Source organism: Sporanaerobacter sp. (assembly GCF_047830725.1).
Classification (GTDB): Bacteria; Bacillota; Clostridia; order Tissierellales; family Sporanaerobacteraceae; genus Sporanaerobacter.
In genome coordinates this window covers 1,007,669-1,032,274 of record NZ_CP181252.1, presented here as the reverse complement: position 1 = coordinate 1,032,274, position 24,606 = coordinate 1,007,669, and the positions used below count along the sequence as shown (strand labels likewise).

At 34.9% G+C, this 24,606-nt stretch carries 20 protein-coding genes and 2 rRNA genes; 1 reads left to right on the top strand and 21 read right to left on the bottom strand.

Annotated features, from left to right (window positions below; all coding sequences use genetic code 11):
• Positions 1-8: 8 nt before the first annotated feature.
• Both ACFWUA_RS05055 and ACFWUA_RS05050 read right to left on the bottom strand, forming a co-directional pair.
• A 23S ribosomal RNA gene (locus tag ACFWUA_RS05055) occupies positions 9-2,941 on the bottom strand.
• A 102-nt stretch (positions 2,942-3,043) separates the two neighbouring features.
• Positions 3,044-4,574, bottom strand: a 16S ribosomal RNA gene (locus ACFWUA_RS05050).
• Together the 16S and 23S rRNA genes form the textbook arrangement of a ribosomal RNA operon.
• Positions 4,575-4,867: 293 nt before the next feature.
• Here ACFWUA_RS05050 and yyaC point away from each other — a divergent pair.
• Entirely contained in the window at positions 4,868-5,467 is a 600-nt protein-coding gene (gene yyaC / locus ACFWUA_RS05045; protein WP_416199061.1) for a spore protease YyaC, read from the top strand.
• A gap of 101 nt (positions 5,468-5,568) precedes the next feature.
• Here yyaC and ACFWUA_RS05040 read toward each other — a convergent pair whose 3' ends face one another.
• From ACFWUA_RS05040 to ytaF, 19 genes are all read right to left on the bottom strand, one after another.
• On the bottom strand, positions 5,569-5,820 hold the full coding sequence (locus ACFWUA_RS05040) for a YkuS family protein (protein ID WP_416199060.1): 252 nt from the start codon (positions 5,818-5,820) through the stop codon (positions 5,569-5,571).
• A gap of 68 nt (positions 5,821-5,888) precedes the next feature.
• Positions 5,889-6,389, bottom strand: coding sequence for a DUF4446 family protein (locus ACFWUA_RS05035; RefSeq protein WP_416199059.1), 501 nt, complete (start codon positions 6,387-6,389; stop codon positions 5,889-5,891).
• A 15-nt stretch (positions 6,390-6,404) separates the two neighbouring features.
• Positions 6,405-7,547: an aminotransferase class V-fold PLP-dependent enzyme gene (locus tag ACFWUA_RS05030; RefSeq protein ID WP_416199058.1), complete on the bottom strand. Its 1,143-nt coding sequence runs from the start codon at positions 7,545-7,547 to the stop codon at positions 6,405-6,407.
• 188 nt (positions 7,548-7,735) lie between these two features.
• Positions 7,736-9,454, bottom strand: a complete 1,719-nt coding sequence (gene ade, locus ACFWUA_RS05025) for an adenine deaminase (protein ID WP_416199057.1) — start codon at positions 9,452-9,454, stop codon at positions 7,736-7,738.
• An 83-nt stretch (positions 9,455-9,537) separates the two neighbouring features.
• Complete coding sequence (locus ACFWUA_RS05020; RefSeq protein WP_416199056.1) at positions 9,538-10,851, bottom strand: NCS2 family permease; 1,314 nt, start codon at positions 10,849-10,851, stop codon at positions 9,538-9,540.
• Between the two features lie 91 nt (positions 10,852-10,942).
• On the bottom strand, positions 10,943-11,581 hold the full coding sequence (locus ACFWUA_RS05015; RefSeq protein ID WP_416199055.1) for a cyclodeaminase/cyclohydrolase family protein: 639 nt from the start codon (positions 11,579-11,581) through the stop codon (positions 10,943-10,945).
• 57 nt (positions 11,582-11,638) lie between these two features.
• On the bottom strand, positions 11,639-12,403 hold the full coding sequence (locus tag ACFWUA_RS05010; RefSeq protein WP_416199054.1) for a formate/nitrite transporter family protein: 765 nt from the start codon (positions 12,401-12,403) through the stop codon (positions 11,639-11,641).
• A gap of 43 nt (positions 12,404-12,446) precedes the next feature.
• Positions 12,447-13,784 carry an alanine/glycine:cation symporter family protein gene (locus ACFWUA_RS05005; protein ID WP_416199053.1) on the bottom strand — a complete coding sequence of 446 codons (1,338 nt, stop codon included), beginning with the start codon at positions 13,782-13,784 and terminating at the stop codon, positions 12,447-12,449.
• A 114-nt stretch (positions 13,785-13,898) separates the two neighbouring features.
• A complete protein-coding gene (locus ACFWUA_RS05000) occupies positions 13,899-15,239 on the bottom strand; it encodes an alanine/glycine:cation symporter family protein (RefSeq protein ID WP_416199052.1) in 1,341 nt (446 codons plus the stop codon).
• Positions 15,240-15,373: 134 nt separating this feature from the next.
• Entirely contained in the window at positions 15,374-17,113 is a 1,740-nt protein-coding gene (locus ACFWUA_RS04995) for an NADH-dependent [FeFe] hydrogenase, group A6 (protein WP_416199175.1), read from the bottom strand.
• Positions 17,114-17,136: 23 nt separating this feature from the next.
• Complete coding sequence (gene nuoF / locus ACFWUA_RS04990) at positions 17,137-18,930, bottom strand: NADH-quinone oxidoreductase subunit NuoF (RefSeq protein ID WP_416199051.1); 1,794 nt, start codon at positions 18,928-18,930, stop codon at positions 17,137-17,139.
• 37 nt (positions 18,931-18,967) lie between these two features.
• The gene (locus tag ACFWUA_RS04985; protein ID WP_416199050.1) at positions 18,968-19,339 is read right to left on the bottom strand and encodes a (2Fe-2S) ferredoxin domain-containing protein; all 372 of its coding nucleotides are present in this window, start codon (positions 19,337-19,339) and stop codon (positions 18,968-18,970) included.
• 16 nt (positions 19,340-19,355) lie between these two features.
• Positions 19,356-19,841 (bottom strand): NADH-quinone oxidoreductase subunit NuoE, encoded by a 486-nt coding sequence (gene nuoE, locus ACFWUA_RS04980; protein WP_416199049.1) that lies wholly within the window; start codon positions 19,839-19,841, stop codon positions 19,356-19,358.
• 268 nt (positions 19,842-20,109) lie between these two features.
• Entirely contained in the window at positions 20,110-21,060 is a 951-nt protein-coding gene (locus ACFWUA_RS04975; RefSeq protein ID WP_132996314.1) for a calcium/sodium antiporter, read from the bottom strand.
• 123 nt (positions 21,061-21,183) lie between these two features.
• A complete protein-coding gene (locus ACFWUA_RS04970; RefSeq protein ID WP_416199048.1) occupies positions 21,184-22,041 on the bottom strand; it encodes a DUF4367 domain-containing protein in 858 nt (285 codons plus the stop codon).
• Positions 22,042-22,083: 42 nt separating this feature from the next.
• Entirely contained in the window at positions 22,084-22,653 is a 570-nt protein-coding gene (locus ACFWUA_RS04965; protein ID WP_416199047.1) for an RNA polymerase sigma factor, read from the bottom strand.
• 203 nt (positions 22,654-22,856) lie between these two features.
• Positions 22,857-23,333, bottom strand: a complete 477-nt coding sequence (locus tag ACFWUA_RS04960; RefSeq protein ID WP_416199046.1) for a hypothetical protein — start codon at positions 23,331-23,333, stop codon at positions 22,857-22,859.
• Between the two features lie 25 nt (positions 23,334-23,358).
• Complete coding sequence (locus tag ACFWUA_RS04955; protein ID WP_352405019.1) at positions 23,359-23,802, bottom strand: hypothetical protein; 444 nt, start codon at positions 23,800-23,802, stop codon at positions 23,359-23,361.
• A gap of 167 nt (positions 23,803-23,969) precedes the next feature.
• Positions 23,970-24,596, bottom strand: coding sequence for a sporulation membrane protein YtaF (gene ytaF / locus ACFWUA_RS04950; RefSeq protein WP_416199045.1), 627 nt, complete (start codon positions 24,594-24,596; stop codon positions 23,970-23,972).
• Between the last annotated feature and the right edge of the window lie 10 nt (positions 24,597-24,606).

The window sequence follows — 24,606 nt, the reverse complement described above, 5'->3', positions numbered from 1 at the left end:
TAAGATAATTGGTCAAGCCCTCGACTTATTAGTATCCCTTAGCTAAAGATATTGCTACCCTTATACCTGGGACCTATCAACCAAGTGGTCTACTTGGAGTCTTACCTTAAAAAGTGGGAAATCTCATCTTGAGGGGGACTTCGTGCTTAGATGCCTTCAGCACTTATTCCTTCCAGACATAGCTACTCAGCTGTGCCTCTGGCGAGACAACTGATGCACCAGCGGTCTGTCCATCCCGGTCCTCTCGTACTAGGGACAGCTCCTCTCAAATTTCCTACGCCCACGACGGATAGGGACCGAACTGTCTCACGACGTTCTGAACCCAGCTCGCGTGCCTCTTTAATGGGCGAACAGCCCAACCCTTGGGACCTACTCCAGCCCCAGGATGAGACGAGCCGACATCGAGGTGCCAAACCTCCCCGTCGATGTGGACTCTTGGGGGAGATAAGCCTGTTATCCCCGGGGTAGCTTTTATCCGTTGAGCGATGGCCCTTCCACTTGGAAGCCACCGGATCACTAAGTCCAAGTTTCCTTCCTGCTCCACTTGTAGGTGTCGCAGTCAAGCTCCCTTCTGCCTTTACACTCTTCGCACGATTTCCGACCGTGCTGAGGGAACCTTTGAGCGCCTCCGTTACTCTTTAGGAGGCGACCGCCCCAGTCAAACTGCCCAACTGACAGTGTCCCAAGACTGGATTCACAGTCTCTGGTTAGAATTTCAGCATTGCAAGAGTGGTATCCCAAGGTTGACTCCACCAAAGCTGGCGCCCTGGTTTCCAAGTCTCCCACCTATCCTGTACAAGCAATACCAAAATCCAATGTCAGCCTACAGTAAAGCTCCACGGGGTCTTTCCGTCCTGTCGCGGGTAACTCGCATCTTCACGAGTACTACAATTTCACCGGATCCCTTGTTGAGACAGTGCCCAAGTCGTTACACCTTTCGTGCGGGTCGGAACTTACCCGACAAGGAATTTCGCTACCTTAGGACCGTTATAGTTACGGCCGCCGTTTACTGGGGCTTAAGTTCAGAGCTTCGCTTGCGCTAACCCTTCCCCTTAACCTTCCAGCACCGGGCAGGTGTCAGCCCCTATACATCGTCTTTCGACTTAGCAGAGACCTGTGTTTTTGGTAAACAGTCGCTTGGGCCCATTCACTGCGACCAATCAAGGCTTACGTAGCAAGTACTTCACCTCAATCGGCACCCCTTCTCCCGAAGTTACGGGGCTATTTTGCCGAGTTCCTTAACAAGGGTTCTTCCGCACATCTTAGGATTTTCTCCTCGCCTACCTGTGTCGGTTTGCGGTACGGGTACCTAACATACTCGATAGAGGCTTTTCTTGGCAGTGTGGATTCAGCTGCTTCGCTACTTAATTTTCGCTCCCCATCACTTCTCAAGACTCTCCTACGGATTTGCCTATAGGAGCTCTCTACAAGTTTGGACGCACTCAACCAACGGTGCGTTCAGCCTATCCTCCTGCGTCACCCCATTTCTCAAACGCATGTAGGTAGTACAGGAATCTCAACCTGTTGTCCATCGCCTACGCCATTTGGCCTCAGCTTAGGTCCCGACTAACCCTGAGAGGACGAGCCTTCCTCAGGAAACCTTAGGCTTTCGATGGGTAGGATTCTCACCTACCTTATCGCTACTCATGCCAGCATTCTCTCTTCTGTACAGTCCACCACTCCTTACGGTATAGCTTCAGCCCGTACAGAATGCTCCTCTACCGATGCAAATGCATCCCACAGCTTCGGTGATAGGTTTGAGCCCCGGAAATCTTCGGCGCAAAGTCACTCGACCAGTGAGCTATTACGCACTCTTTAAATGAGTGGCTGCTTCTAAGCCAACATCCTGGTTGTCTGTGTAACCTTACATCCTTTTCCACTTAACCTATACTTAGGGACCTTAGCTGGTGATCTGGGCTGTTTCCCTTTTGACCACGAAACTTATCTCCCGTAGTCTGACTCCCAAGAAACATGACTATGGTATTCGGAGTTTGATAGGTTTTGGTAACACTACGTGCCCCTAGACCATTCAGTGCTCTACCCCCACGTCACTTATCTTGAGGCTAGCCCTAAAGCTATTTCGAGGAGAACCAGCTATATCCGGGTTCGATTGGAATTTCACCCCTACCCACAGGTCATCCGATAGTTTTTAAACACTAAGCGGTTCGAGCCTCCACGAAATTTTACTTTCGTTTCACTCTGCCCATGGGTAGGTCACCCGGTTTCGGGTCTACGATATACAACTAAACGCCCTATTAAGACTCGGTTTCCCTACGGCTCCACTACTTAATAGCTTAACCTCGCTATATATCGTAACTCGCTGGCCCGTTCTACAAAAAGTACGCGGTCGCACATATAAAGTGCTTCCACTGCTTGTAAACATAGGGTTTCAGATTCTATTTCACTCCCCTCCCGGGGTTCTTTTCACCTTTCCCTCACGGTACTTCTTCACTATCGGTCACCAGTTAGTATTTAGCCTTGGGAGGTGGTCCTCCCTGCTTCCCACAGGATTTCACGTGTCCCGTGGTACTCTGGATCACGGCTATAAGCTATTTTGTTTCGCCTACAAGACTATCACTTTCTATGGTAGGCCTTTCCAGACCTTTTCGACTACAAAATATACTTATTTTATGCCGGTCCACAACCCTCATAGAGAAAACTCTACGAGTTTGGGCTCTTTCCCGTTCGCTCGCCGCTACTTAGGAAATCGAATTTTCTTTCTCTTCCTCAGGGTACTTAGATGTTTCAGTTCCCCTGGTGTTCCCTCATCTACCTATGTATTCAGTAGATGATACCTAAAGTTTGTTTAGGTAGGTTTCCCCATTCGGAAATCTCCGGATCAAAGCTTGCTTGCAGCTCCCCGAAGCGTATCGGCGCTTACCCCGTCCTTCATCGGCTACTGGTGCCAAGGCATTCACCCTATGCTCTTATTAGCTTGACCAGTGAAAATTGTATTATATATATAAGACAATTTTTTCTTACTGTGTAGTTTTCAAAGTTCAAATAAATTTAAATTAAAACAGCGTGAAACTAATCTCCTTAGAAAGGAGGTGATCCAGCCGCACCTTCCGATACGGCTACCTTGTTACGACTTCACCCCAGTCATTGACCCTACCTTCGGCGGCTGCCTCCTTACGGTTAGCTCACCGACTTCGGGTATTGTCAACTCCCATGGTGTGACGGGCGGTGTGTACAAGACCCGGGAACGCATTCACCGCGGCATTCTGATCCGCGATTACTAGCAACTCCGGCTTCATGTAGGCGAGTTGCAGCCTACAATCCGAACTGGGATCGGTTTTGTGGGATTAGCTCCTTATCACTAAGTGGCTGCCCGTTGTACCGACCATTGTAGCACGTGTGTAGCCCAGGACATAAAGGGCATGATGATTTGACGTCATCCCCACCTTCCTCCGATTTGTCATCGGCAGTCTCTTTAGAGTGCACAGCCTAACTGTTTGCAACTAAAGACAAGGGTTGCGCTCGTTGCGGGACTTAACCCAACATCTCACGACACGAGCTGACGACAACCATGCACCACCTGTCTCCCCAGTCCCCGAAGGGAAGGAACTATCTCTAGTTCGGTCCGGGGGATGTCAAGCCCTGGTAAGGTTCTTCGCGTTGCATCGAATTAAACCACATGCTCCGCTGCTTGTGCGGGTCCCCGTCAATTCCTTTGAGTTTCAGTGTTGCCACCGTACTCCCCAGGCGGAGTGCTTAATGTGTTAACTGCGGCACCGAGGTTTGACCCCCGACACCTAGCACTCATCGTTTACGGCGTGGACTACCAGGGTATCTAATCCTGTTTGCTCCCCACGCTTTCGTGCCTCAGCGTCAGTTACAGTCCAGAGAGTCGCCTTCGCCACTGGTATTCCTCCTAATATCTACGCATTTCACCGCTACACTAGGAATTCCACTCTCCTCTCCCGTACTCAAGCCTCACAGTTTCAAATGCTTACCACGGTTAAGCCGTGAGATTTCACATCTGACTTACAAGGCCGCCTACGCACCCTTTACGCCCAATAAATCCGGACAACGCTCGCCCCCTACGTATTACCGCGGCTGCTGGCACGTAGTTAGCCGGGGCTTCCTCCTAAGGTACCGTCATTATCGTCCCTTAGGACAGAGCTTTACGATTCGAAAACCTTCATCGCTCACGCGGCGTCGCTGCATCAGAGTTTCCTCCATTGTGCAATATTCCCCACTGCTGCCTCCCGTAGGAGTCTGGACCGTGTCTCAGTTCCAGTGTGGCCGTTCACCCTCTCAGGCCGGCTACCCATCGTCGCCTTGGTGAGCTATTACCTCGCCAACTAGCTAATGGGACGCGAGGCCATCTTGTACCGCTAAATCGCTTTGACTTGAAAGTCATGCGACTTTCAAGTGTCATAGGGTATTAATCCCGGTTTCCCGAGGCTATCCCCTAGTACAAGGCAGGTTCCTCACGCGTTACTCACCCGTCCGCCGCTAAGAAATACATAATTCCACCCGAAGATTTCTTTATGTATTCTTCGCTCGACTTGCATGTGTTAGGCACGCCGCCAGCGTTCGTCCTGAGCCAGGATCAAACTCTCATAAAAAAGTTTTACCTGTCTTAAAAAATTTAATTAAACTCAAGGATTGTTTCACGCTGTTCAATTTTCATGGTTCTTTTGAGTTGCTTTATTAGTATATATCATTTCTTCAACTTTGTCAAGAGTTTTTTCTTTGTCTTTTGCTGAGAACATTATTGATATTATCATCTTTAATATCTTTTGTCAATACATTTTTAATTTCTTTTTTAAAGTATTTATATTTAAACTTTAGGTAATACTTCTAATATAGAATCCCCTTTAATAAAAATATTATTAATAAATCTATCAGGAGGATGGTTATGAATTTAATCTCTAATATTGACATTTCTTCAATAGATTCATATTCTCCATTAGCAATCTATGATTTTAGCAATCTCATTTATAGATACTTTGCAAGAGCTGAAATAGAAAATCATGAAAATATAATAATACTTTGCATAGGCTCAGATCGCTCTACAGGAGATTCTCTTGGACCTTTAGTCGGATACAAACTAGAACCTATTTTAGCTACATATGATAATATATGTGTTTTAGGAACTTTAAATAAACCTGTTCATGCAAAAAACTTAGAAGAACAAATTGATTTTATAAATACAGAATATATAAATCCCTTTGTGTTGGCCATAGATGCATCCCTTGGAAGATTTGATAAAGTAGGATATGTAAATATAAAAAATGGTCCACTGAAACCTGGTCTTGGCGTAAACAAAAAACTTCCTGATATAGGGAATATAAGCATCACAGGAGTTGTAAACATAAGCGGCATGATGGAATATGTAGTTCTTCAAAATACTCGTCTTGGTTTAGTCATGAATATGGCAGACGTCATCTCTAGGAGTACTCATATAGCATTACATAAATATATTAGGGAAAAAAGAGAAAAAAAATCGAAATTTTGAACCAATTGTGTTATAATGGAATTAATCAAAGACCTGTCCCTTTTAAATAAACAAAACATAATGATTAACCTCAGGCATTTCTGCCTGAGGTTTTTGTTGTTCTAAAATAAAGAACTATATTTTCTATTTCTAATTATCTCATCTATTTCTTCAGTAGTTCTTCCATGGGCATTTATGAGAATAGCTCCTTTCCCATTTGATATATCAAATCCCATGTTCATATTTACAAGATCACTTTTATATACTATGGCTTCTACATCGACATTATCCATATCTACTATATCATATCCCATGTTCTCCAATTCATTTTTTAAATCTATCAAGCTCTCTTCTACTGCTATTTTTTTAGCCATAAAAAAACCTCCTTGAGATTCTTTAAATAATATTGTCTACTCTAGGAGATTTTTTTATGCATAGAAATTTATTCTCTTCTAATTGCCCTATCTATAGCTTGCATTTCTTCTACAGAAAGAGCATATTTAGATTTCCCTTTGACAATTGGTTTAGCATAAGATGTAGAATTTTCTCTTCCATAAATACTAGTCAAAACTAGACCATTCAACTCATCATCAAGGAGGGCAATTGAATAACTAAGTTCACTTCCTAAGTCTGCAAAAGCATTGTATCTTACAACTCCTACTCTTTGAATTGAAAATTTAAGTCTATTATCTAATTCTAAATATTGTTTTTCTAATTTATCACAATCTAATTTTATTTCATCAACTTGTTTAAGTGTTTCTAAAATAAGTTGTTCTAAATTTACTCCTTCCACATCTTTTACCAATGCATTGTATTTTTCTGTAATGTGATTCATTCTAAATTGTTCAATAATATACAGTATCAAAAGAACAAAAAAAGCAACGGCCATTCCTATGATTATTTCTATATTATAATTCATTATGATTTCTTTTATTTCTTGCATATACTTCCCTTCCTTTTAGATATCTTCTGAAATACATTTAATAGCTCTTATACCTTGTTCTATTTCTTCATGAGTATTGAATATTCCAAAACTAAAGCGTACTACACCTTGCTCAAATGTTCCTATGGTTTTATGAGCCAATGGAGCACAATGGAGTCCTGACCTTACACAAATGTCATATTTTTCATCCAATATATAACTTATTTCAGATGAATCCTCATCCCTTATATTTATAGAAACCACAGCTTCCTGTTCTTTTATATCTAAAGGACCATAAACTTTAACGCCATCTATTTTTAAAAGTTCTTCTATAAAATGCCGTGTCAATTCTTCTTCGTGTTTTCTGATATTTGCAATCCCTCTGTCTAAAATATACTTAACACCTTCTCCCAAACCTATGATTCCAGGAGCATTTGGAGTCCCACTTTCATATTTATCTGGCAATATCTCTGGCTGATACAATGAATCAGAACTACTTCCAGTACCGCCTTCTTTTAACTCTCTAAGCTCAATTCCCTCTCTTATATAAAGTCCGCCTGTACCTTGTGGCCCCAACAGTCCTTTATGCCCTGGAAAAGCTAACAAATCAATGTTCATTTCCTCAACATCAATATCATATACTCCAGCCGATTGAGCACCGTCTACCATATATATAATTCCATGTTTTTTAGCTATTTCCCCAATTTCTCTTATAGGCATAATAGTTCCTGTAAGATTAGAAACATGAGTTGTAATTATCATTTTAGTATTTTCCTTAATCGAATTTTCTATTTCTAAAGGATTTATCCTACCTTTTGAGTCACCATTTATAATAGTAATTTCGATCCCATCTTTTTCCATGGCTTTTAGTGGTCGAAGTACAGAATTGTGTTCCATCGAAGTTGTAATCACGTGATCTCCTGAATTTAGTAATCCTTTTATCCCTAAATTTAAGCTATCAGTACAATTGTAGGTAAATATTATATTCATTGGGTTTTTTATATTAAACAAATTCGATATAACTTCTCTAGTCTCATATATTCCTCTACCAGCTTTTAAAGCCAATTTATGACCTGATCTTCCTGGGTTTGCACCATAATTTCTCATAACGTTAAAAACACTTTCATATACTCTTTCTGGTTTAGGAAAAGAAGTAGCAGCATTATCAAAATAAATCATATCTTCACCCCCAAGATGACTAATTATTTTTATTATACCATATTATATGCTATTGGAACTTTAATTTTTAAAAACAAAAACAGAAAAAACAGTTAGAAATAAATTTCAACTGTTTTCTTAGAAATTTTTTTAAATTGTATCTTTCATAATTATTTTGATAGCATTGCATTCTTCTGCATCTTATAAATTTATATAGAAATATCTATGAATTTAAATTCATTTACATAAAACAGCCCTAAATCTGTAACTTTTATCTCTGGTATAACTGGAAGTGCAATAAAAGCTAATGTCATAAATGGATCTATTTCTCTATTAACTTTAAGTTTATCATAAGCAATATTTAGCATCTCTTTTAATGAATTGTTTACCACCTCAAGGGTTTCTTCTGACATGAGTCCAGCAATGGAGAGTGGAAGACTTTTAAGTACCTTGCCATTAGAAACCATAGTTATTCCACCACCTATTCTCTCAATTTCCTTTATAGCCATGAGCATATCAAAATCATTATCGCCTATAACTATTATATTGTGTGAATCATGAGCTATAGTAGATGCAATAGCACCTTCTTTCAGTCCAAAATTTTCAACTAAACCTAAGCCAATATTTCCAGTAGCCTTGTGTCTTTCTATGACAGCAACTTTTAAAATATCTTCATCACTATATTGAAATTTCCCATCTTTAACTTGAACTATTCTTTCTCTTTTTTCAGTAAATAAACTATGAGAATTAAGCTTTATGACATTTACCTTATTTGATTTTAGCTCTATATCAAGTTCTTTTAAGGAAATAGCTTTCATATTGACTGAATTTGCAACTTTGTCTGTACTTGATGGTATAACTTTAAATAGTGGTTTTTTATCTTCTCCTACTATATTGCCATTTTTAAACACTTTTAGTATATTAAAATCCTTCAAATTATCAACTACTACCAAATCCGCTATATATCCTGGCGCTATAGCTCCTCTATCTCTTAAGCCATAACATTCTGCTCCATTTAATGTAGCCATCTTTATAGCATCTATTGGATCTATCCCATTTTTAATTGCAAGTTTAATATTGTAATCTATATGTCCATCTTTTAAAATATCTTCTGGATGCTTGTCATCAGTACAAAACAAACATCTTCTCAAATTGTCCTTATTTACTGCTTTTATCAGTTCGCTTAAATTTCTAGCTGCTGACCCTTCTCTTATGAGTACATACATACCAAGTCTAAGTCTATCCTTTATTTCCTTTAAAGTAGAACATTCGTGTTCTGTAGATACTCCTGCTACTACATAAGCATTTAACTCTTTGCCGCTAATCATTGGCCCATGCCCATCTATTTTTTTATTCCCTGCTATGAGTATTTTATTTATTACTTCTTCATCACCATTTATGACTCCTGGATAATTCATCATCTCTCCTAATCCTAGAACTTTTTTTTCATCTATCATTTTACTTAATTCTTTATAGGAAAGATGAGCTCCAGAATTTTCAAAAGGAGTAGATGGAACACAGCTAGGCAACATTATATATACATCTAGAGGTAAATTGTTGCTATCATTTAAAATATATTTTATTCCATCTATTCCCTTTACATTAGCAATCTCATGGGGATCTGCTATGATTGTAGTTGTTCCCCTTGGCACAATAGCCTTAGCAAATTCACCTGGACTGACCATGGAAGATTCAATGTGAACATGCCCATCTATAAATCCTGGGCATAGATATGTATATTTCAAATCTATTTCTTCTATTCCATCATATTCGCCAATACCAACAATTTTGCCATTGTCTACAGCAACATCTGCTTTAATTATTTCATTTGTAAATACATTCACTATGGAACAATTTTTTAAAACTAGTTCTGCCTTTTCAGTTCCATTGGATATATTTATTATCCTTTTTAACTCTTCCTTCTCCATTCTATAGCCTCCTAATTTGCTTTCTAAGAAAAGTTTTTACAAATAACGCCTTCCATATGGAAGGCGGTAAAATATAATCTGTTTTAAATAAAAGTCTTTAATACAAATAATATAGCTAATATATACATAACTGGAGATACATCTTTCCATTTACCAGTAAATACTTTAAGTACTACATAAGAAACCATTCCAAAAACTATTCCTTCAGCAATGCTATATGCTAAAGGCATCATTATGATAGTTAAAAATGCTGGAATTGCTTCTGTAAAATCATCAAGATTTATATTTTTTATTGGGCTCATCATAAACAATCCTACCAATATCAACGCTGGAGCTGTAGCTGCTGATGGAACCATTATAAATATTGGTGAAAACAATAATGACAATGCAAAAAGACAAGCTGTTGTAAAAGCTGTAAGCCCTGTTCTTCCACCTTCTGCTACTCCTGAAGCACTTTCCACATAAGTTGTCACAGTACTAGTACCTAAACAAGCACCTGCAACAGTTCCTATAGCATCAGCCATAAGTGCCTGACTAACTCTTGGAAGTTTTCCGTCTTTATCTAACATATTAGCCTTTGAAGACACTCCAACCAAAGTCCCAATAGTATCAAATACGTCAACAAATAGGAAAGTAAACATTACGACAAACATATCCCTTGTAAATATCTCATCCCAAACAAATTTAAATGCCACAGGTTTAAGTGATGGAGGAAGAGAAAATACCCCACTTGGATGAGTAACTCCCATGGGAATGCCTATAATTGTTGTAACAATAATACCTATTAGAAGTGCTCCCTTAACTTGTTTTGCAAGTAATATTCCCATTATTACAAGGCCTATAAGTGCTAATAAAGCTTCATTGCTGTGTATATTCCCCAATGTAAGGATTGCTCCACCTTGCTCTACTATTCCCGCTGAAGAAAGTCCTATAAATGCGATAAACAATCCAATTCCTACAGAAACTGCATTTTTAAGATTGGTTGGTATAGCATCAAATATAGCTTCTCTTACTTTAAAGAGTGACAAGATTATGAAAATTATACCTTCAATAAAAACTGCTGTTAGTGCAAATTGCCAAGAGTGTCCCATTCCCAATACTACTGAATAAGTAAAAAAAGCATTTAATCCCATACCTGGTGCTAGTGCAAATGGATAATTTGCATAAAAAGCCATAACTAAAGTTGCTATAATTGCTGAAACTGCTGTGGCAGTAAATACTCCTCCCTTATCCATACCTGCATCAGCTAATGTAATTGGGTTTACTACTAAAATATAAGCCATAGTCATAAATGTAGTAATACCAGCTAGTACCTCAGTTTTAATATCAGTGTTGTTTTCTTTGAGTTTAAATGTTTTTTCAAAAAACCCACCACCGACTGGTGAATTAGTTGTCATTGTACTCCCCCTTCGTATTTCTGATTTTTTTATATGCTAATTAAATCAAGTAAGCCATTTTTCCTATATATACTCCTTATAAATACCCTTTTTAGCCTAATTTCTCATAGACAATTTTCAATAATTCTTCTTTTAACTCTTTCCCTTCTCCCAATATCCTATCTATTTCATTTTGTATATTATCTACATATTTTTCATCTTTCAATCCACCAAGATTTATTTTTACATTGAGCAACGCTCCCTCTAATCCTGCATAAGCAAGTAACGCTCCTACGCCTACATCAGTTATTGCATTTTGATTTCCATACAATGCAAAGGTTTTCTGAAGTTTTAATACTTCCAAACACTCTTTTGCACACCCTAAAGGTACTTCTAAGGCTTCCTTAGTAGCATTTTCAATGGCTTCTTTTCTTGCATTTTTTTCTTCTTCTGTTTCCTTTGGCATCTTAAATGCAACCATGACTTTATTGAAAGATAAGGTATCTTCATCAACATAATTGTTAAGTCTCTCAATAGAAGCTTGAACTTTAACTAAATTTTCATTTAATCTATTTTTTTTATCTCCATCTAATTTTTCATAAGCTTTTCTACCAACAGTTAAATTTCCAACCATACTAGTCAAAGCGGCACCTAGGCTACCAACCAATGCAGAAACACTGCCGCCTCCTGGAGCGGGTTCATTGCTTGCAACTTGGCTTACAAAATCCTTTACATTTTTTTCAATTAACATAAAAACACCTCCTATAAATATTGCTTAAAAAATTATAGCATATTGGAAAATTATTGTCTACTTGTCTAAATAAACATAGACTATATAGTATACAAAAGGTATAAAAATTCCTCCACCTAAAATATTCCCTAATGTCACAGGAATTAAATTTCCTGTCCACATTTTGGGCCACGAAATATTTGCTCCTAAAAATTTCCCCAAAGGAATATAAAACATATTTGCTACACTATGTTCATATCCCATAAGTACAAAGAGCATTATAGGAAACCATATGGCAAGTATTTTTGATGCAATATCTTTAGCTCCTGTTGACATCCATACAGCTAATACAACTAATATATTGCAGAGAAATCCCCTTATTAATGCTTGACTAATTGACAAATTGACTTTCCCTACAGCTGTAGATGTAGCTAATTTACTTATGTTTTCATTTACAAGCCCTGTTTTAGAAATTAAAAACGCTAAAAAGAAAGAACCTATAAAATTACCTATATAAACTATTATCCAATTTGAGAGCATCTCTTTAAACGTAATTTTCTTATCTAATAATGCCATTGTCATAAGATTGTTTCCTGTAAACAATTCACCACCAGCAATTATTACAAGCATAAGGCCTACTGGAAAAACTACAGCACCCAAAAATTTCATCAACCCCAAATCTAAATTGCCAAAAGTTTGCATAACAGTTAAACTACCATAAGCACCAAAACCTATAAACACTCCTGCAAATATACTCAATAAAATTTTTTCAAAAATTGATAACTTCGCTTTTTTGACTCCTGATTCAATAGTTTTTAGTGCTATTTCTTTTGGCGTAAGCATAGAAATCCCCCTTTTACATAGAAAGTATTGTTATATTATTATATCATATCTTGGATTCAAAATCTTTAAGGGATTCTGAAACTTTTGAACTTAAAATAAATAATGCAATAAGGTTTGGAATAATCATTAATCCATTAAACATATCAGCAATACTCCAAACAAGTTCCACTTCCAAAATGGAACCAAATACCACAAACAAAAGCACTATTATTCTATAATATTTTATTCCGCCTTTTCCAAATAAAAATCTTATATTTGCTTCTCCAAAAAAATACCAACCAATAATAGTAGAAAAAGCAAAGAAAAATAAACTTATAGCTATAAATGGATTCCCATATTTCCCAAACCCTGCTGTGAAAGCCATTTGAGTAAGTTCTGGCCCTGTAGCTCCAGAAGTATAAACTCCCGTAGTTATTATTACAAGAGCCGTCATTGTACAAATGACTACAGTATCTATAAAAACACCTACCATAGCAACAAGACCTTGTTCTCCAGGATGATTCACCTTTGCTACTGCATGAGCATGAGGTGTGGAACCCATTCCAGCTTCATTTGAAAATAGTCCTCTCGAAACTCCATACCTAATAGCCTCTTTTATTGTCACGCCCAAAACCCCTCCTGCAATTGCTTGGGGACTAAAAGCTCCTACAAAAATTGATCTAAATGCGGGTATTATTTGTCTATAATTTATTATTATTATTATTAAACTACCTACAATATATAATACTGCCATAAATGGTACTACCAATTCAGTAAAAGAAGCTATTCTAGTTATCCCTCCAATTAAAATCATTCCAGCTACAATTGCTGTAAATATTCCTATCCATATTTTATTTATTCCAAAAGCTCTATTAGCAGCTGCAGCTATGGAATTTGACTGAACCATATTCCCTACAAATCCTAGAGCAATTATGATTGCTATAGAGAAAAACACCGCCAATCCTTTACTCTTTGCTCCTTTACTTATATAATAAGCTGGCCCTCCTGTTATTTCACCATCAATTTTTTCCTTATAAATTTGAGCCAGCACAGCCTCAGCAAAAATTGTTGACATACCAAAAAAAGCACTTATCCACATCCAAAATATGGCTCCTGGCCCTCCTGAAGCTATGGCTGTAGCTACACCTGCCAAGTTTCCTGTCCCAACTTGGGCAGCTATAGCTGTGGCTAGAGCCTGAAAAGACGTCATACCATCTTTATCTGCTTTTTCACTTTTTTTAAAAATTCCACCAAATACTTGTTTCATTGCTCTCTTCATTTGCCTTATTTGAGGAAATCTTAACTTTATAGAAAAATATATTCCTGTTCCAACAAGTAAAAAAATAAGTATATATCCCCATAAATAGTCATTAATTGTTTTTATAATGCTTTCAAAAGTCATTTTTTCTCTCCTTCCTTATATACTTATTTTTAGTATTTTCATTAATTCAAAAAATATATTGGACAAAAAATAACAAATCTCCAGTAAACTGGAGATTTGTTATTTTTTAAATTTCTAATTTTTAATTTTTTCATAATTAGATAAAGAATCTTTTACTTTTGAACCTAAAGCAAATAAGGCAATGACATTTGGAATAACCATAAGTCCATTAAATGTATCTGCCATATCCCATACAAGTTGTACTTCTAATGTTGAACCTAATACTAAAAATATAATAACCAGAAATCTATAATATTTAATTCCACTTTCTCCAAATAAAAACTTTACATTTGCCTCTCCAAAAAAATACCAACCAATAATAGTAGAAAAAGCAAAGAAAAATAAACTTATAGCTATAAATGGATTCCCATATTTCCCAAATGCTGCTGTGAAAGCCATTTGCGTAAGTTCTGGACCTGTAGCTCCAGAAATATAAACTCCTGTTGTAAGTATAACCAACGCAGTCAAAGTACAAATAACCAAAGTGTCAATGACAACTCCAACTATTGCAACAAGACCTTGTTCTGCTGGATGATTTACCTTTGCTACTGCATGAGCATGAGGTGTGGAACCCATTCCAGCTTCATTTGAAAATAGTCCTCTCGAAACACCAAATCTTACAGCTTGCTTCATTGAAACACCAAAGACTCCTCCCGCAACTGCTTTAGGGCTAAAAGCTCCTTTAAATATCATTCCAAAAGCTGGTCCAATATTTTTATAATTCATTAAAACAATTATTATACTTCCAACTATATACAATAAAGCCATAAATGGTACTACCTTTTCAGTAAATGAAGCTATTCTGGACATTCCACCAGTAAATATCAAAAATGTTAGAAAAGCAATTATTATACCAACAACAACTTTCGAAACATCAAAAGCATTGTTCATAGCTGCAGCTATGGAATTTGATTGAACCATATTCCCCACAAATCCTAAAGCAATTATAATTGCTATAGAGAAAAATACTGCTAGTCCCCTATTTTTTAGTCCTTTGCTTATATAGTAAGCAGGACCTCCTGTTATTTCACCATCAACTTTTTCTTTGTAAATTTGAGCTAATACAGCCTCTGCAAAAATTGTTGCCATCCCAAAAAAAGCACTTACCCACATCCAAAATATAGCTCCTGGACCACCTGATATTATGGCTGTAGCTACACCAGCCAAATTTCCTGTTCCAACTTGAGCGGCTATAGCTGTAGCTAAAGCCTGAAAAGAAGTCATGCCATCATTATCTGCTTTTTCACCTTTTTTAAAAATTCCACCAAATACTTGCTTCATAGCAGGATGTAGTTTTCTTACTTGAACAAATTTGAGTTTAAAAGTATAGTATACTCCTACTCCAACTAATAAGAAAATCAATAGATAATCCCATAAAATTTTGTTAGTTATTCCTATGATCTTTTCAAAAAACATTTTAACTCCCCCATTGTTTTGTATTTTTTGGCATTTGCTGAAATATTTATATAATACCTATACTTTTATCAAATTTTATATTCAAAAGCAAATTAAATTTTTGTCAAAAATAAGCCCCAAAATGAGGCTTATTTTTAATCAACATATTTAGGTCTTTTCACATAATGAGTATGAAGAATTTCATGCGCTTTGTGACTATTTGGTTCTCCAAAATACTCTTCATAAATTTTTTGTATCATAGGATTTTCATGAGATTTCCTTATGACTTTTGCTTCATCTTCTTCATATAATGCATTTGCTCTCTTTAAAATATAGTTTTCATTAGTTCTCACTAAATCACTGACAAAAGGTTGGCCCCCCCCATTTACACATCCACCAGGGCAACCCATTATCTCAATGAAATGATATTCTGCTTCCCCTTTTTTCACCTTTTCAAGCAAAGCATTAGCACAACCAGTACTATTTGCTACTGCCAATTTCACTTTTATATCACCTAAAGGTATTTCTGCTTCTTTTATTCCTTCTAGTCCTCTAACTTCCTCAAATTCTATTTTTTCAAGTTCCTTTCCTGTAACTACTTCCGCCACAGTTCTTAGGGCTGCTTCCATGACTCCACCTGTAACTCCAAATATGACACTGGCTCCAGTAGATTCTCCTAATACTTCATCAAAATCTTCATCTGGAAGTCTCACAAAATCTATTCCTGCTTGTTTAATCATCTTTCCCAATTCTCTAGTTGTAAGCACTACATCTACATCTTGATATCCAGAAGCACTCAATTCCTCTCTTTTAGCTTCAAATTTTTTGGCAGTACATGGCATTATTGAAACTACAAATATATCTTTTGGATCTATTCCATTCTTTTCAGCATAATAAGTTTTTATTATAGCACCTAGCATTTCATGAGGAGATTTACAAGTAGATAGATTGTCCAAAAATTCAGGATGATAGTGTTCACAGTATTTAATCCAACCTGGTGAACAGGAAGTAATCATGGGAAGTTTCCCATTGTTTTCAAGTCTATTAAGAAGTTCATATCCTTCTTCCATTATAGTCAAGTCTGCAGCAAAATCTGTGTCAAATACCTTGTCAAATCCAAGACGTCTTAAAGCAGCGGCCATTTTCCCTGTCACTCTAGTCCCTATTGGAAAATCAAATTCTTCCCCTAATGCAGCTCTAACTGCTGGTGCTGTTTGAACTACTACATGCTTTGTGGGATCATCCAATGCTTCCCATACTAAATCTATATTTTCCTTTTCCTTCAATGCTCCTACAGGGCAATTAACTACACATTGACCACAATTTATACAAGCTACTTCTGCTAATCCTTTATCAAATACAGGACCTACTGTAGTATCAAACCCTCTATCTCTAAAACCTATGACACTTACTCCTTGAACTTTTTCGCAAACACTTACGCATCTACCACAAAGTATACACTTTGTAGGATCTCTTACTATAGAAGGAGATGAAGTATCAACAGGTCTTATAGTTTTTGCCCCTTCAAATCTGATATCCCTTATCCCAAGTTCTTCAGCAAGGCGTTGAAGTTCGCATTTATGATTTCTATCACAAGTAGTACATTCCCTATTGTGATTTGATAAAATCAATTCTAAATTTATCCTTCTTGCATCTCTTATTTTCTTTGTATTAGTTTTAATAACCATACCTTCGCCTACAGGCAAAACACATGAAGCTTTTAGAGTTCTTTGCCCTTCTACTTCAACCAAACAAAGCCTACAGGCTCCTACTTCATTTATTCCTTCCAAAAAACATAGTGTAGGTATATTTATACCTGCTTCTCTACAAGCTTTAAGAACTGTATAATTCTCTGGCACTTGTAGATCTTTCCCATCTATATTTACATTAACCATCTTCACTTTTCCCACCTCCACTCTTATCTTTTTTCTATAGCTCCAAATGGACATTTTTCTATACATGTTCCACATTTGATACATTTTTCTGGATCAATCACATGAGCTTCTCTAACTTCCCCTGTTATAGCATCATTTGGGCAATTTCTCTTACATAATCCACAGCCTTTACATAGATCCTCTCTAATAACAAAAGTAACCAATCTTCTACAGTGACCTGAAGGACATCTCTTTTCATATACATGAGCTTCATATTCATCTCTAAAATATTTCAATGTAGACACAACTGGATTTGGTGCAGTCTGCCCCAAACCACAAAGAGCAGAATCCTTTATATTGTTTGCCAATTCCTCAAGCTTTTCAATATCTCCAGGTTCTCCTTTTCCTGAAGTAATTTTTTCAAGTATTTCTAGCATTCTTCTTGTCCCAATTCTACAAGCTGTACACTTTCCACAAGATTCATCCACAGTGAAATCCAAGAAAAATCTAGCTATATCTACCATGCAATTATCTTCATCCATAACTATCATTCCACCAGAACCCATTATAGACCCAAGTTTAGTTAATGATTCATAATCAACAGGTGTATCTAAATACTCTTTAGGAATACATCCTCCTGAAGGTCCTCCAGTCTGAACCGCCTTGAAATCTTTTCCCTTTGGTATTCCTCCACCTATTCCATATATTATATCTCTCAAAGTAGTTCCCATGGGGATTTCTACCAATCCAGTATTTTCTATTTTCCCTCCCAATGCAAATACTTTAGTTCCTGGAGATTTTTCCGTACCAATACTTCTAAACCAATCTACTCCTCTTTGAAAAATAACAGGAATATTTGCATAAGTCTCTACATTGTTAATCAAAGTTGGTTTCCCCCAAAGTCCTTCATTAGCTGGAAATGGTGGTTTATTTCTTGGCATACCTCTTTTACCTTCTATAGATTCTATAAGAGCAGTTTCTTCTCCACATACAAATGCTCCTGCTCCAAGTCGCAATTCTATATCAAAGTTAAATCCAGAATTCAAAATATTTTCCCCAAGAAGTCCATATTCTCTTGCTTGATTTATAGCTATTTGAAGTCTCTTAACAGCTATAGGATATTCAGCTCTTATATAAATATATCCCTGATCCGAACCAACAGCATATCCTGCAATAGTCATAGCCTCCAATACTGAATGAGGATCACCTTCAAGAATGCTTCTATCCATAAATGCTCCAGGGTCACCTTCATCAGCATTACATACTACATATTTTTTATCCCCACTAGCTTTCTTTGTGAAATCCCACTTAAGTCCTGTTGGAAATCCAGCTCCCCCTCTTCCTCTAAGTCCTGAATCCTTAACCAATTGAATTACTTCATCCCTAGTCATTTCAGTTAAAGCTCTAGCTAAAGCTTGATATCCATCATAAGCAATATATTCCTCAATATTTTCTGGATCAATAATTCCACAGTTTCTTAATGCAACTCTAGTTTGTTTTTTGTAAAAATCAACTTCATTTACAGATTTTATAACATTTTCTTCAACAGCTTCTTTAAACAACAATCTCTTTACAACTCTACCCTTTAACAAATGTTCATCTACTATTTCGTCTACATCACTAAGCTTGACATGACTATAAAAAACACCTTCTGGATAAACTACCACATTGGGTCCAGATTCACATAACCCAAAACAACCTGTCATAACAACTTTTACTTCGTTTTCTAGTCCTTTTTCTTTTATTCTATCTTCCATTTTTTCTTTTATCTTATCTGAATTCGAAGAGTGACAACCAGTTCCTCCACAGACTAGAACATGAGCTCTGTATAAATTCATACTGAAATCCCCCTTTACAAAATTATTGTCTCAGATATTATTCACTTTTATATGAACCTATAGTATATTCATTGACAACGTTTCCATTTACTATATGCTGGGCTACTACTCTTCTAGCCTTTTCAGGAGTCATCTCTATATAAGTTACTTTTTCTTTTCCTGGTTCATATACTTCAACTATGGGTTCTAGCTTACATAAACCAATACAACCCGTCTGACTTACTACAACATTTTCCAATTTTCTTTTAGAAACCTCTTCCAAGAATGCAGTCAAAACGGGTCTTGCACCTGCTGAAATCCCACAAGTTGCCATACCTACAACTATTCTTATCCTTTCTTCGTCCGTTCTTAAATTCATCTTGGCTAGAGCCTCTTGTCTTATCTTATTTAATTCCTCGATACTTTTCACTTAATTCACCCCCAATTTATTTATACTTTTCAAGAATACCTTCTACAGCATCAGGAGTTAATCTTCCATAAACTTCATCATTTATAACCATGACAGGAGCCAGACCACAAGCTCCTAAACAACGAGTAGCTTGCAATGAAAACTTACCATCAGCTGTGGTTTCTCCAACTTGGATATTTAAAATTTCTTGAACCTTGTCCAATATTTCCTGAGAACCTTTTACATAACAAGCAGTACCTAGGCAAACTCCTATAGTATACTCACCTTTAGGTATCAGTGAAAATTTAGAGTAAAAAGTAGCTACTCCATATACTTCTGACAAGGGTACGCTCAATCCTTCAGAAATAATATTTTGAACTTCAAGTGGAAGATAGCCAAAAATATCTTGGGCTTTATGAAGAACTGGCATAAGTGCACCTTTCTTATTCTTGTTCTCTTCAATAAATAACTCTAATTCATGAATTTTTTCTTTGTTCTTTTCCCAGTCAAACTTTAACCCCATTTTCTAACCTCCTTCGTATTTGAATGAACTTCAAAATAGGCAGCACTTCAAAAAATTCAGTGTATATCTGCCTATTGCGAAAATTCTCAATTTTTCAATTATAAGTATTATATCGTTTCTTAATACTTTATGTCAACATAAAATCAAATTTCATTTTTATATTATATAATCCATGTAAAAGCCTTAATTTTCCCTAATATAAAACTTTCTGAAATAATTTTAAAAAAGCTTTATTTATTAAATTTTTAATAGAAATTTTTTTAGAAAATTAAAATAGTATTATAAGATATAATATATAGATTGAAAAAAGTAATATTCCAACCTTCCTACTTATCTCTTCCTTCAAAATTCCGGAAAGAATAAATATTGTCATTATCAATAAAGAATAAGGAACATCTAAAAAAATTGTTTGAGGTAAAATAAGAAGCCCATTGTCACTGACAAGAGTTGAACCACCTAACACTACAGTCAAATTCAAAATATTTGCTCCCAATATATTCCCAATAGATATATTTTCTTCTCCTTTGGCAATTGCAACTACAGCTGTAACTAATTCTGGCAATGATGTTCCTACTGCCAGTAGTGTAAGACTAACTATTTGTTGAGGTACTTTAAATATCTGAGCAATTTTAACTCCACTATCTACTAACATATGTGCTCCAATAATTATAAACCAGGCACCTAATCCAAATTTTATTATATTTATGATTGTATCTTTTTTAGTTCCAGTAGAATAGTTTTTAGTTTCTTCAAAGCCTGCATCGGTACTTTTTGCCTCTAGTACATTTATCAATATAAATAGTGCAAACATAAGTATGAGATAAAAACCCTCTTTAAATTGTACAACTCCATCGCTAGCAAATGCATAAAATATAAGCAAATATACTATCATTATTATTCCTTTTACAGTAAAAGACTTTTTCTTTATCTTTATAGGCTTTATACATGCACACAATCCAATAATGAATGCAATATTACAAATAGTTGAACCTATGGCATTTCCTACTGCCATATCCGAATGTCCTTCATTGCTTGCAACTGTAGACACAAAAAATTCTGGTAGTGTAGTAGCTATGCTCACAATAGTAGCCCCTATTATCATGGGAGATATTCCAGTTTTTTTAGCTATCCAAATTGCAGCATCTACAAAAAAATCTCCTCCTTTAACTATAGTTAAAAGCCCTATAAAAAAAACAACAAATACTAAAAAAGTATCCATCTAATCCACCAACCATTTCATAAATTATAATATATGTATATAATTAAATCTTTTGATATATTACTATAAACTAAAAACTCCCACTTAACATATATGATAAGTGAGAGTTTTATCATTCTATAACTAATTGTTATACATTGAATCAATAATTTTCTTTGTTTCTTCTATAGATATATCTCCACAAGTTGTATATATTGCATTTTTATATGCCCAAACTCCTTGAGTTTTTAAATTATTCTTCATAATATAATGATTTATATTGTTTTTTGTATAGACAACTACTTTTGTATTATCTTTTTCAATCAAAGCACTATCATTTATGTCTCCATTGTTTTCTTTATAAATATTCATGTAAATAAGTAGTTCTTTATCATCACAACTATAATTTAATGCAAGAATAGTTTTTTTAGGAAGATTGGTTTTTTCAGCATATTCAAAAATAAAATTATCAGGTATCCACAGAGGAATTTTAGGTTCAGGAACAATGTCTTTTAAAGCTTCATCTATACTATCATAAATATTACTTTCAGCAAGCCCATTTACATTTGTTTTGTTTTTTTCTTCACTCTTCTCTTCTCCTTCTATAGTTAAATAAAAAGCTTCACTACTCCATTCCGATATTATTTTAAAGATATTGTATCCATTTGCATTTGCAATAAAACCTGTTATTGTAAATATGAAAAACATACATGCTGCAATTTGACTAAAGGTTTTACCGGAAAATCTTGACTTCTTCTTTGATTTTTCCCACTGTTTGTATCTTTGATCGACATTCTTTCGCATTTCTAGTATTTTTTTATCCGAAACAGTTTCTATATCATCAATCATTGCTACAGTTTTTATACATTCATCAATTAAATCCGTATCTACATTTATAGCATCAATTTCAAGTGCTTTATAAGTAATACAATACATTCTATTTTTAATATTATCATCACTTTCTTCTGATGAAATAATTTTCAAAAATTCATCGTTCTCCATTATAATCCCTCCACATATACTAATATCTCTAAACACAAAATCTTACATATTTTTTACTATATATTGATTAATTTCTTCTGCTGCTATTTTTTTAATTTTCAATTTTAATCTATAAATTCTTGTATATATAGCAGAAACAGAAATATTATGTTTTTCAGCCATTTCTTTAACAGATTTTTTTTCAACAAAAAAATCTATATAAAATTGATACTCTCCTTCTTTTAGCTGTTCTAAAACATTTACTTTTAACTTGTCCACGTCAATTTCATCATCAATAACTTTTTCTAATTCATCTAAAACAATTTTGGAAGAACAAATAATTTCATCTGGTACTGTGATTTCATACTTATTTTTAATGTAATATTTTCTAAAGGAACTGTTTATTAAGTTTTTAGCTGTTACATACAACCAACCTTTAATATTAGGATGCTTTCTCAACTTTTCTATTTGTTTTTTTGCCTCTAAAAATGTCTCCTGTGTACATTCTTCTACCATATCATTAAGGTTTTTATCTCCTTTAGTTAGATATACATAGAATTCATAAACATCCTTAAAATACTTATTACATATTTCATTATAAAAATCATCATGGCTCTGGACATTTTTATTCATAAGCTTTCCACTCCACATAAATAAATGTAAATTTTACTTTGTAAAATATTTCTATATCAATTTTATAATACCAAAAAATACATGTTAAAGCAATTTAACTTTCCTTTATTCTTAAAACTTTTATCAGGTTTTTTACATATTGAAACAAAAAAAGAGCTTTATATTTAGCTCTTATTTTGTCATACTTTTAGAAAACCCTCACTTTATTTAATTCTGTCTATACTTTTTTGAATGTTCGAAATATCATCTTCCATTTTGTTGTACTCTTCATAATATTCCTTCTCATCATCACCATAAGGAACGTCAGTAGGATAAGTTATAGATATTATACCTTGCTCATCTTCATATATTTTATCTATTAAACATATATCTTCATATTGCTTTTGTAGTTCTTCCCATTCTTCTTTTGTATTAGAAATATGCAGCGTAAATAATTCAACTTTTCTTCCATCATCTAAATCATTCTTGTGATAAAAATATACTTCATTGTTTCCCTCTTCTATATAGTATTTCCCTTCCCATGATTTAGGCAACTGAAGACTAAAATTATATGTGTCATTCTCATATTGAATATAATCTTTAGAAGTTTCAATACTATTATCTCTTGAGGTATTAGATTTACATCCGGTAAAAGTAAACACCATTATAAAAATCATAAGCATTAATAAATATTTTTTCATTATAAGCAACTCCCTTCAATATGTTTTATTTTTTTGCAGTAACAGTGTTTGAAACTGCTATTTTAGTATCTGAGCCATTGCTATCTTGAGCATAAAATTTCACTAAAGCCCTATACTGTTCTCCAACTTTCCCTTTATATGTGAATAAATAATTACTCATTGAAGAATCATATGCATATACATCTCTATCCAACGTGTCTACTGTACTCCATCTTCCATTTTCATATTTTTGAATTTTTATATATTCAAAACCAAGTTTTTTCATTTTTTTTGTAGCTGTTAATTCAGCATTTACTTGAATTTTTCCATTAGTTTCTGCTTTTATTTTCACATTTGTTGAAACAAAATAGTCACTTGAAAGTGGCACCACTACATCAATATTGTCTGCTATAACTGTTTTAGGAATAGATAGTGAACTTATCATCCCAATCAATAATAAAGTTATAATTCTCCTCATTATAATTGCCATTTAAAATTTCTCCTTTCCTTATATATTTTTATGTATCACAATCCACGATATCCCTCCTTTTATTACTTATTCCCTTCATATATACTAATGTCTTTAAACTTGAAATCTTACACTTATTCTTGAAACTTTTAGCAAAAAACTTTCGATATTTTGAGACAAAAAAAGCTTTATGCTTTTAGTTTGCATAAAGCCAATAAAATAAGTATGAGTCCTGAAATCCAGGAAAATTCCATCTTAGATTTGGAAACAAATTTTTCTCCTAAAAATAATCCTATCAAAATAATCGCCATATTAAATACAAAAGACAGAACTAATACTTGTATATAATTTATATTTCCCAAGGCACTTCCAAACCCTATTCCTAGAGCATCTAATGACAAGGCCATTCCTAAATAAAATGCCTCTTTCAAATCTATATCTCCAGACTTATTCATATCAGCTTTTGTACAATCCACAACTACATCAATAATTATTTTCACATTTGAAAACTTTATTTCAAATTTCTTTTTCGATTCCTTGCTTTTCTTGGCAAAAAAGTTTATAAGACCTTCTACTAAAAAATATATACCTATAAACAACAAAATTAAAAAACTAATAATAGTTGGCAATTGACCAGAAAGAAATTTTTTAGCTACATCCCCCAAAAACATAGCTATAGCTAATATTCCTGTACAAATAATATTTATCATAAAAAGAGATTTTATAGGTATTTTTATTTTTTTCATTCCATAAGCAATTCCTATTGCCAATGAATCTATACAAATAGCTACAACTATAAACAATGATTCTAGCATATAAACACAT

What these genes read in the sequence shown, in the direction of transcription:
- yyaC (WP_416199061.1), top strand. Translation starts at nt 4,868, where the DNA reads ATGAATTTAATCTCTAATATTGACATTTCTTCAATAGATTCATATTCT.
- ACFWUA_RS05040 (WP_416199060.1), bottom strand. Translation starts at nt 5,820, where the DNA reads ATGGCTAAAAAAATAGCAGTAGAAGAGAGCTTGATAGATTTAAAAAAT.
- ACFWUA_RS05035 (WP_416199059.1), bottom strand. Translation starts at nt 6,389, where the DNA reads ATGCAAGAAATAAAAGAAATCATAATGAATTATAATATAGAAATAATC.
- ACFWUA_RS05030 (WP_416199058.1), bottom strand. Translation starts at nt 7,547, where the DNA reads ATGATTTATTTTGATAATGCTGCTACTTCTTTTCCTAAACCAGAAAGA.
- ade (WP_416199057.1), bottom strand. Translation starts at nt 9,454, where the DNA reads ATGGAGAAGGAAGAGTTAAAAAGGATAATAAATATATCCAATGGAACT.
- ACFWUA_RS05020 (WP_416199056.1), bottom strand. Translation starts at nt 10,851, where the DNA reads ATGACAACTAATTCACCAGTCGGTGGTGGGTTTTTTGAAAAAACATTT.
- ACFWUA_RS05015 (WP_416199055.1), bottom strand. Translation starts at nt 11,581, where the DNA reads ATGTTAATTGAAAAAAATGTAAAGGATTTTGTAAGCCAAGTTGCAAGC.
- ACFWUA_RS05010 (WP_416199054.1), bottom strand. Translation starts at nt 12,403, where the DNA reads ATGCTTACGCCAAAAGAAATAGCACTAAAAACTATTGAATCAGGAGTC.
- ACFWUA_RS05005 (WP_416199053.1), bottom strand. Translation starts at nt 13,784, where the DNA reads ATGACTTTTGAAAGCATTATAAAAACAATTAATGACTATTTATGGGGA.
- ACFWUA_RS05000 (WP_416199052.1), bottom strand. Translation starts at nt 15,239, where the DNA reads ATGTTTTTTGAAAAGATCATAGGAATAACTAACAAAATTTTATGGGAT.
- ACFWUA_RS04995 (WP_416199175.1), bottom strand. Translation starts at nt 17,113, where the DNA reads ATGGTTAATGTAAATATAGATGGGAAAGATCTACAAGTGCCAGAGAAT.
- nuoF (WP_416199051.1), bottom strand. Translation starts at nt 18,930, where the DNA reads ATGAATTTATACAGAGCTCATGTTCTAGTCTGTGGAGGAACTGGTTGT.
- nuoE (WP_416199049.1), bottom strand. Translation starts at nt 19,841, where the DNA reads ATGGGGTTAAAGTTTGACTGGGAAAAGAACAAAGAAAAAATTCATGAA.
- ACFWUA_RS04975 (WP_132996314.1), bottom strand. Translation starts at nt 21,060, where the DNA reads ATGGATACTTTTTTAGTATTTGTTGTTTTTTTTATAGGGCTTTTAACT.
- ACFWUA_RS04970 (WP_416199048.1), bottom strand. Translation starts at nt 22,041, where the DNA reads ATGGAGAACGATGAATTTTTGAAAATTATTTCATCAGAAGAAAGTGAT.
- ACFWUA_RS04965 (WP_416199047.1), bottom strand. Translation starts at nt 22,653, where the DNA reads ATGAATAAAAATGTCCAGAGCCATGATGATTTTTATAATGAAATATGT.
- ACFWUA_RS04960 (WP_416199046.1), bottom strand. Translation starts at nt 23,333, where the DNA reads ATGAAAAAATATTTATTAATGCTTATGATTTTTATAATGGTGTTTACT.
- ACFWUA_RS04955 (WP_352405019.1), bottom strand. Translation starts at nt 23,802, where the DNA reads ATGGCAATTATAATGAGGAGAATTATAACTTTATTATTGATTGGGATG.
- ytaF (WP_416199045.1), bottom strand. Translation starts at nt 24,596, where the DNA reads ATGCTAGAATCATTGTTTATAGTTGTAGCTATTTGTATAGATTCATTG.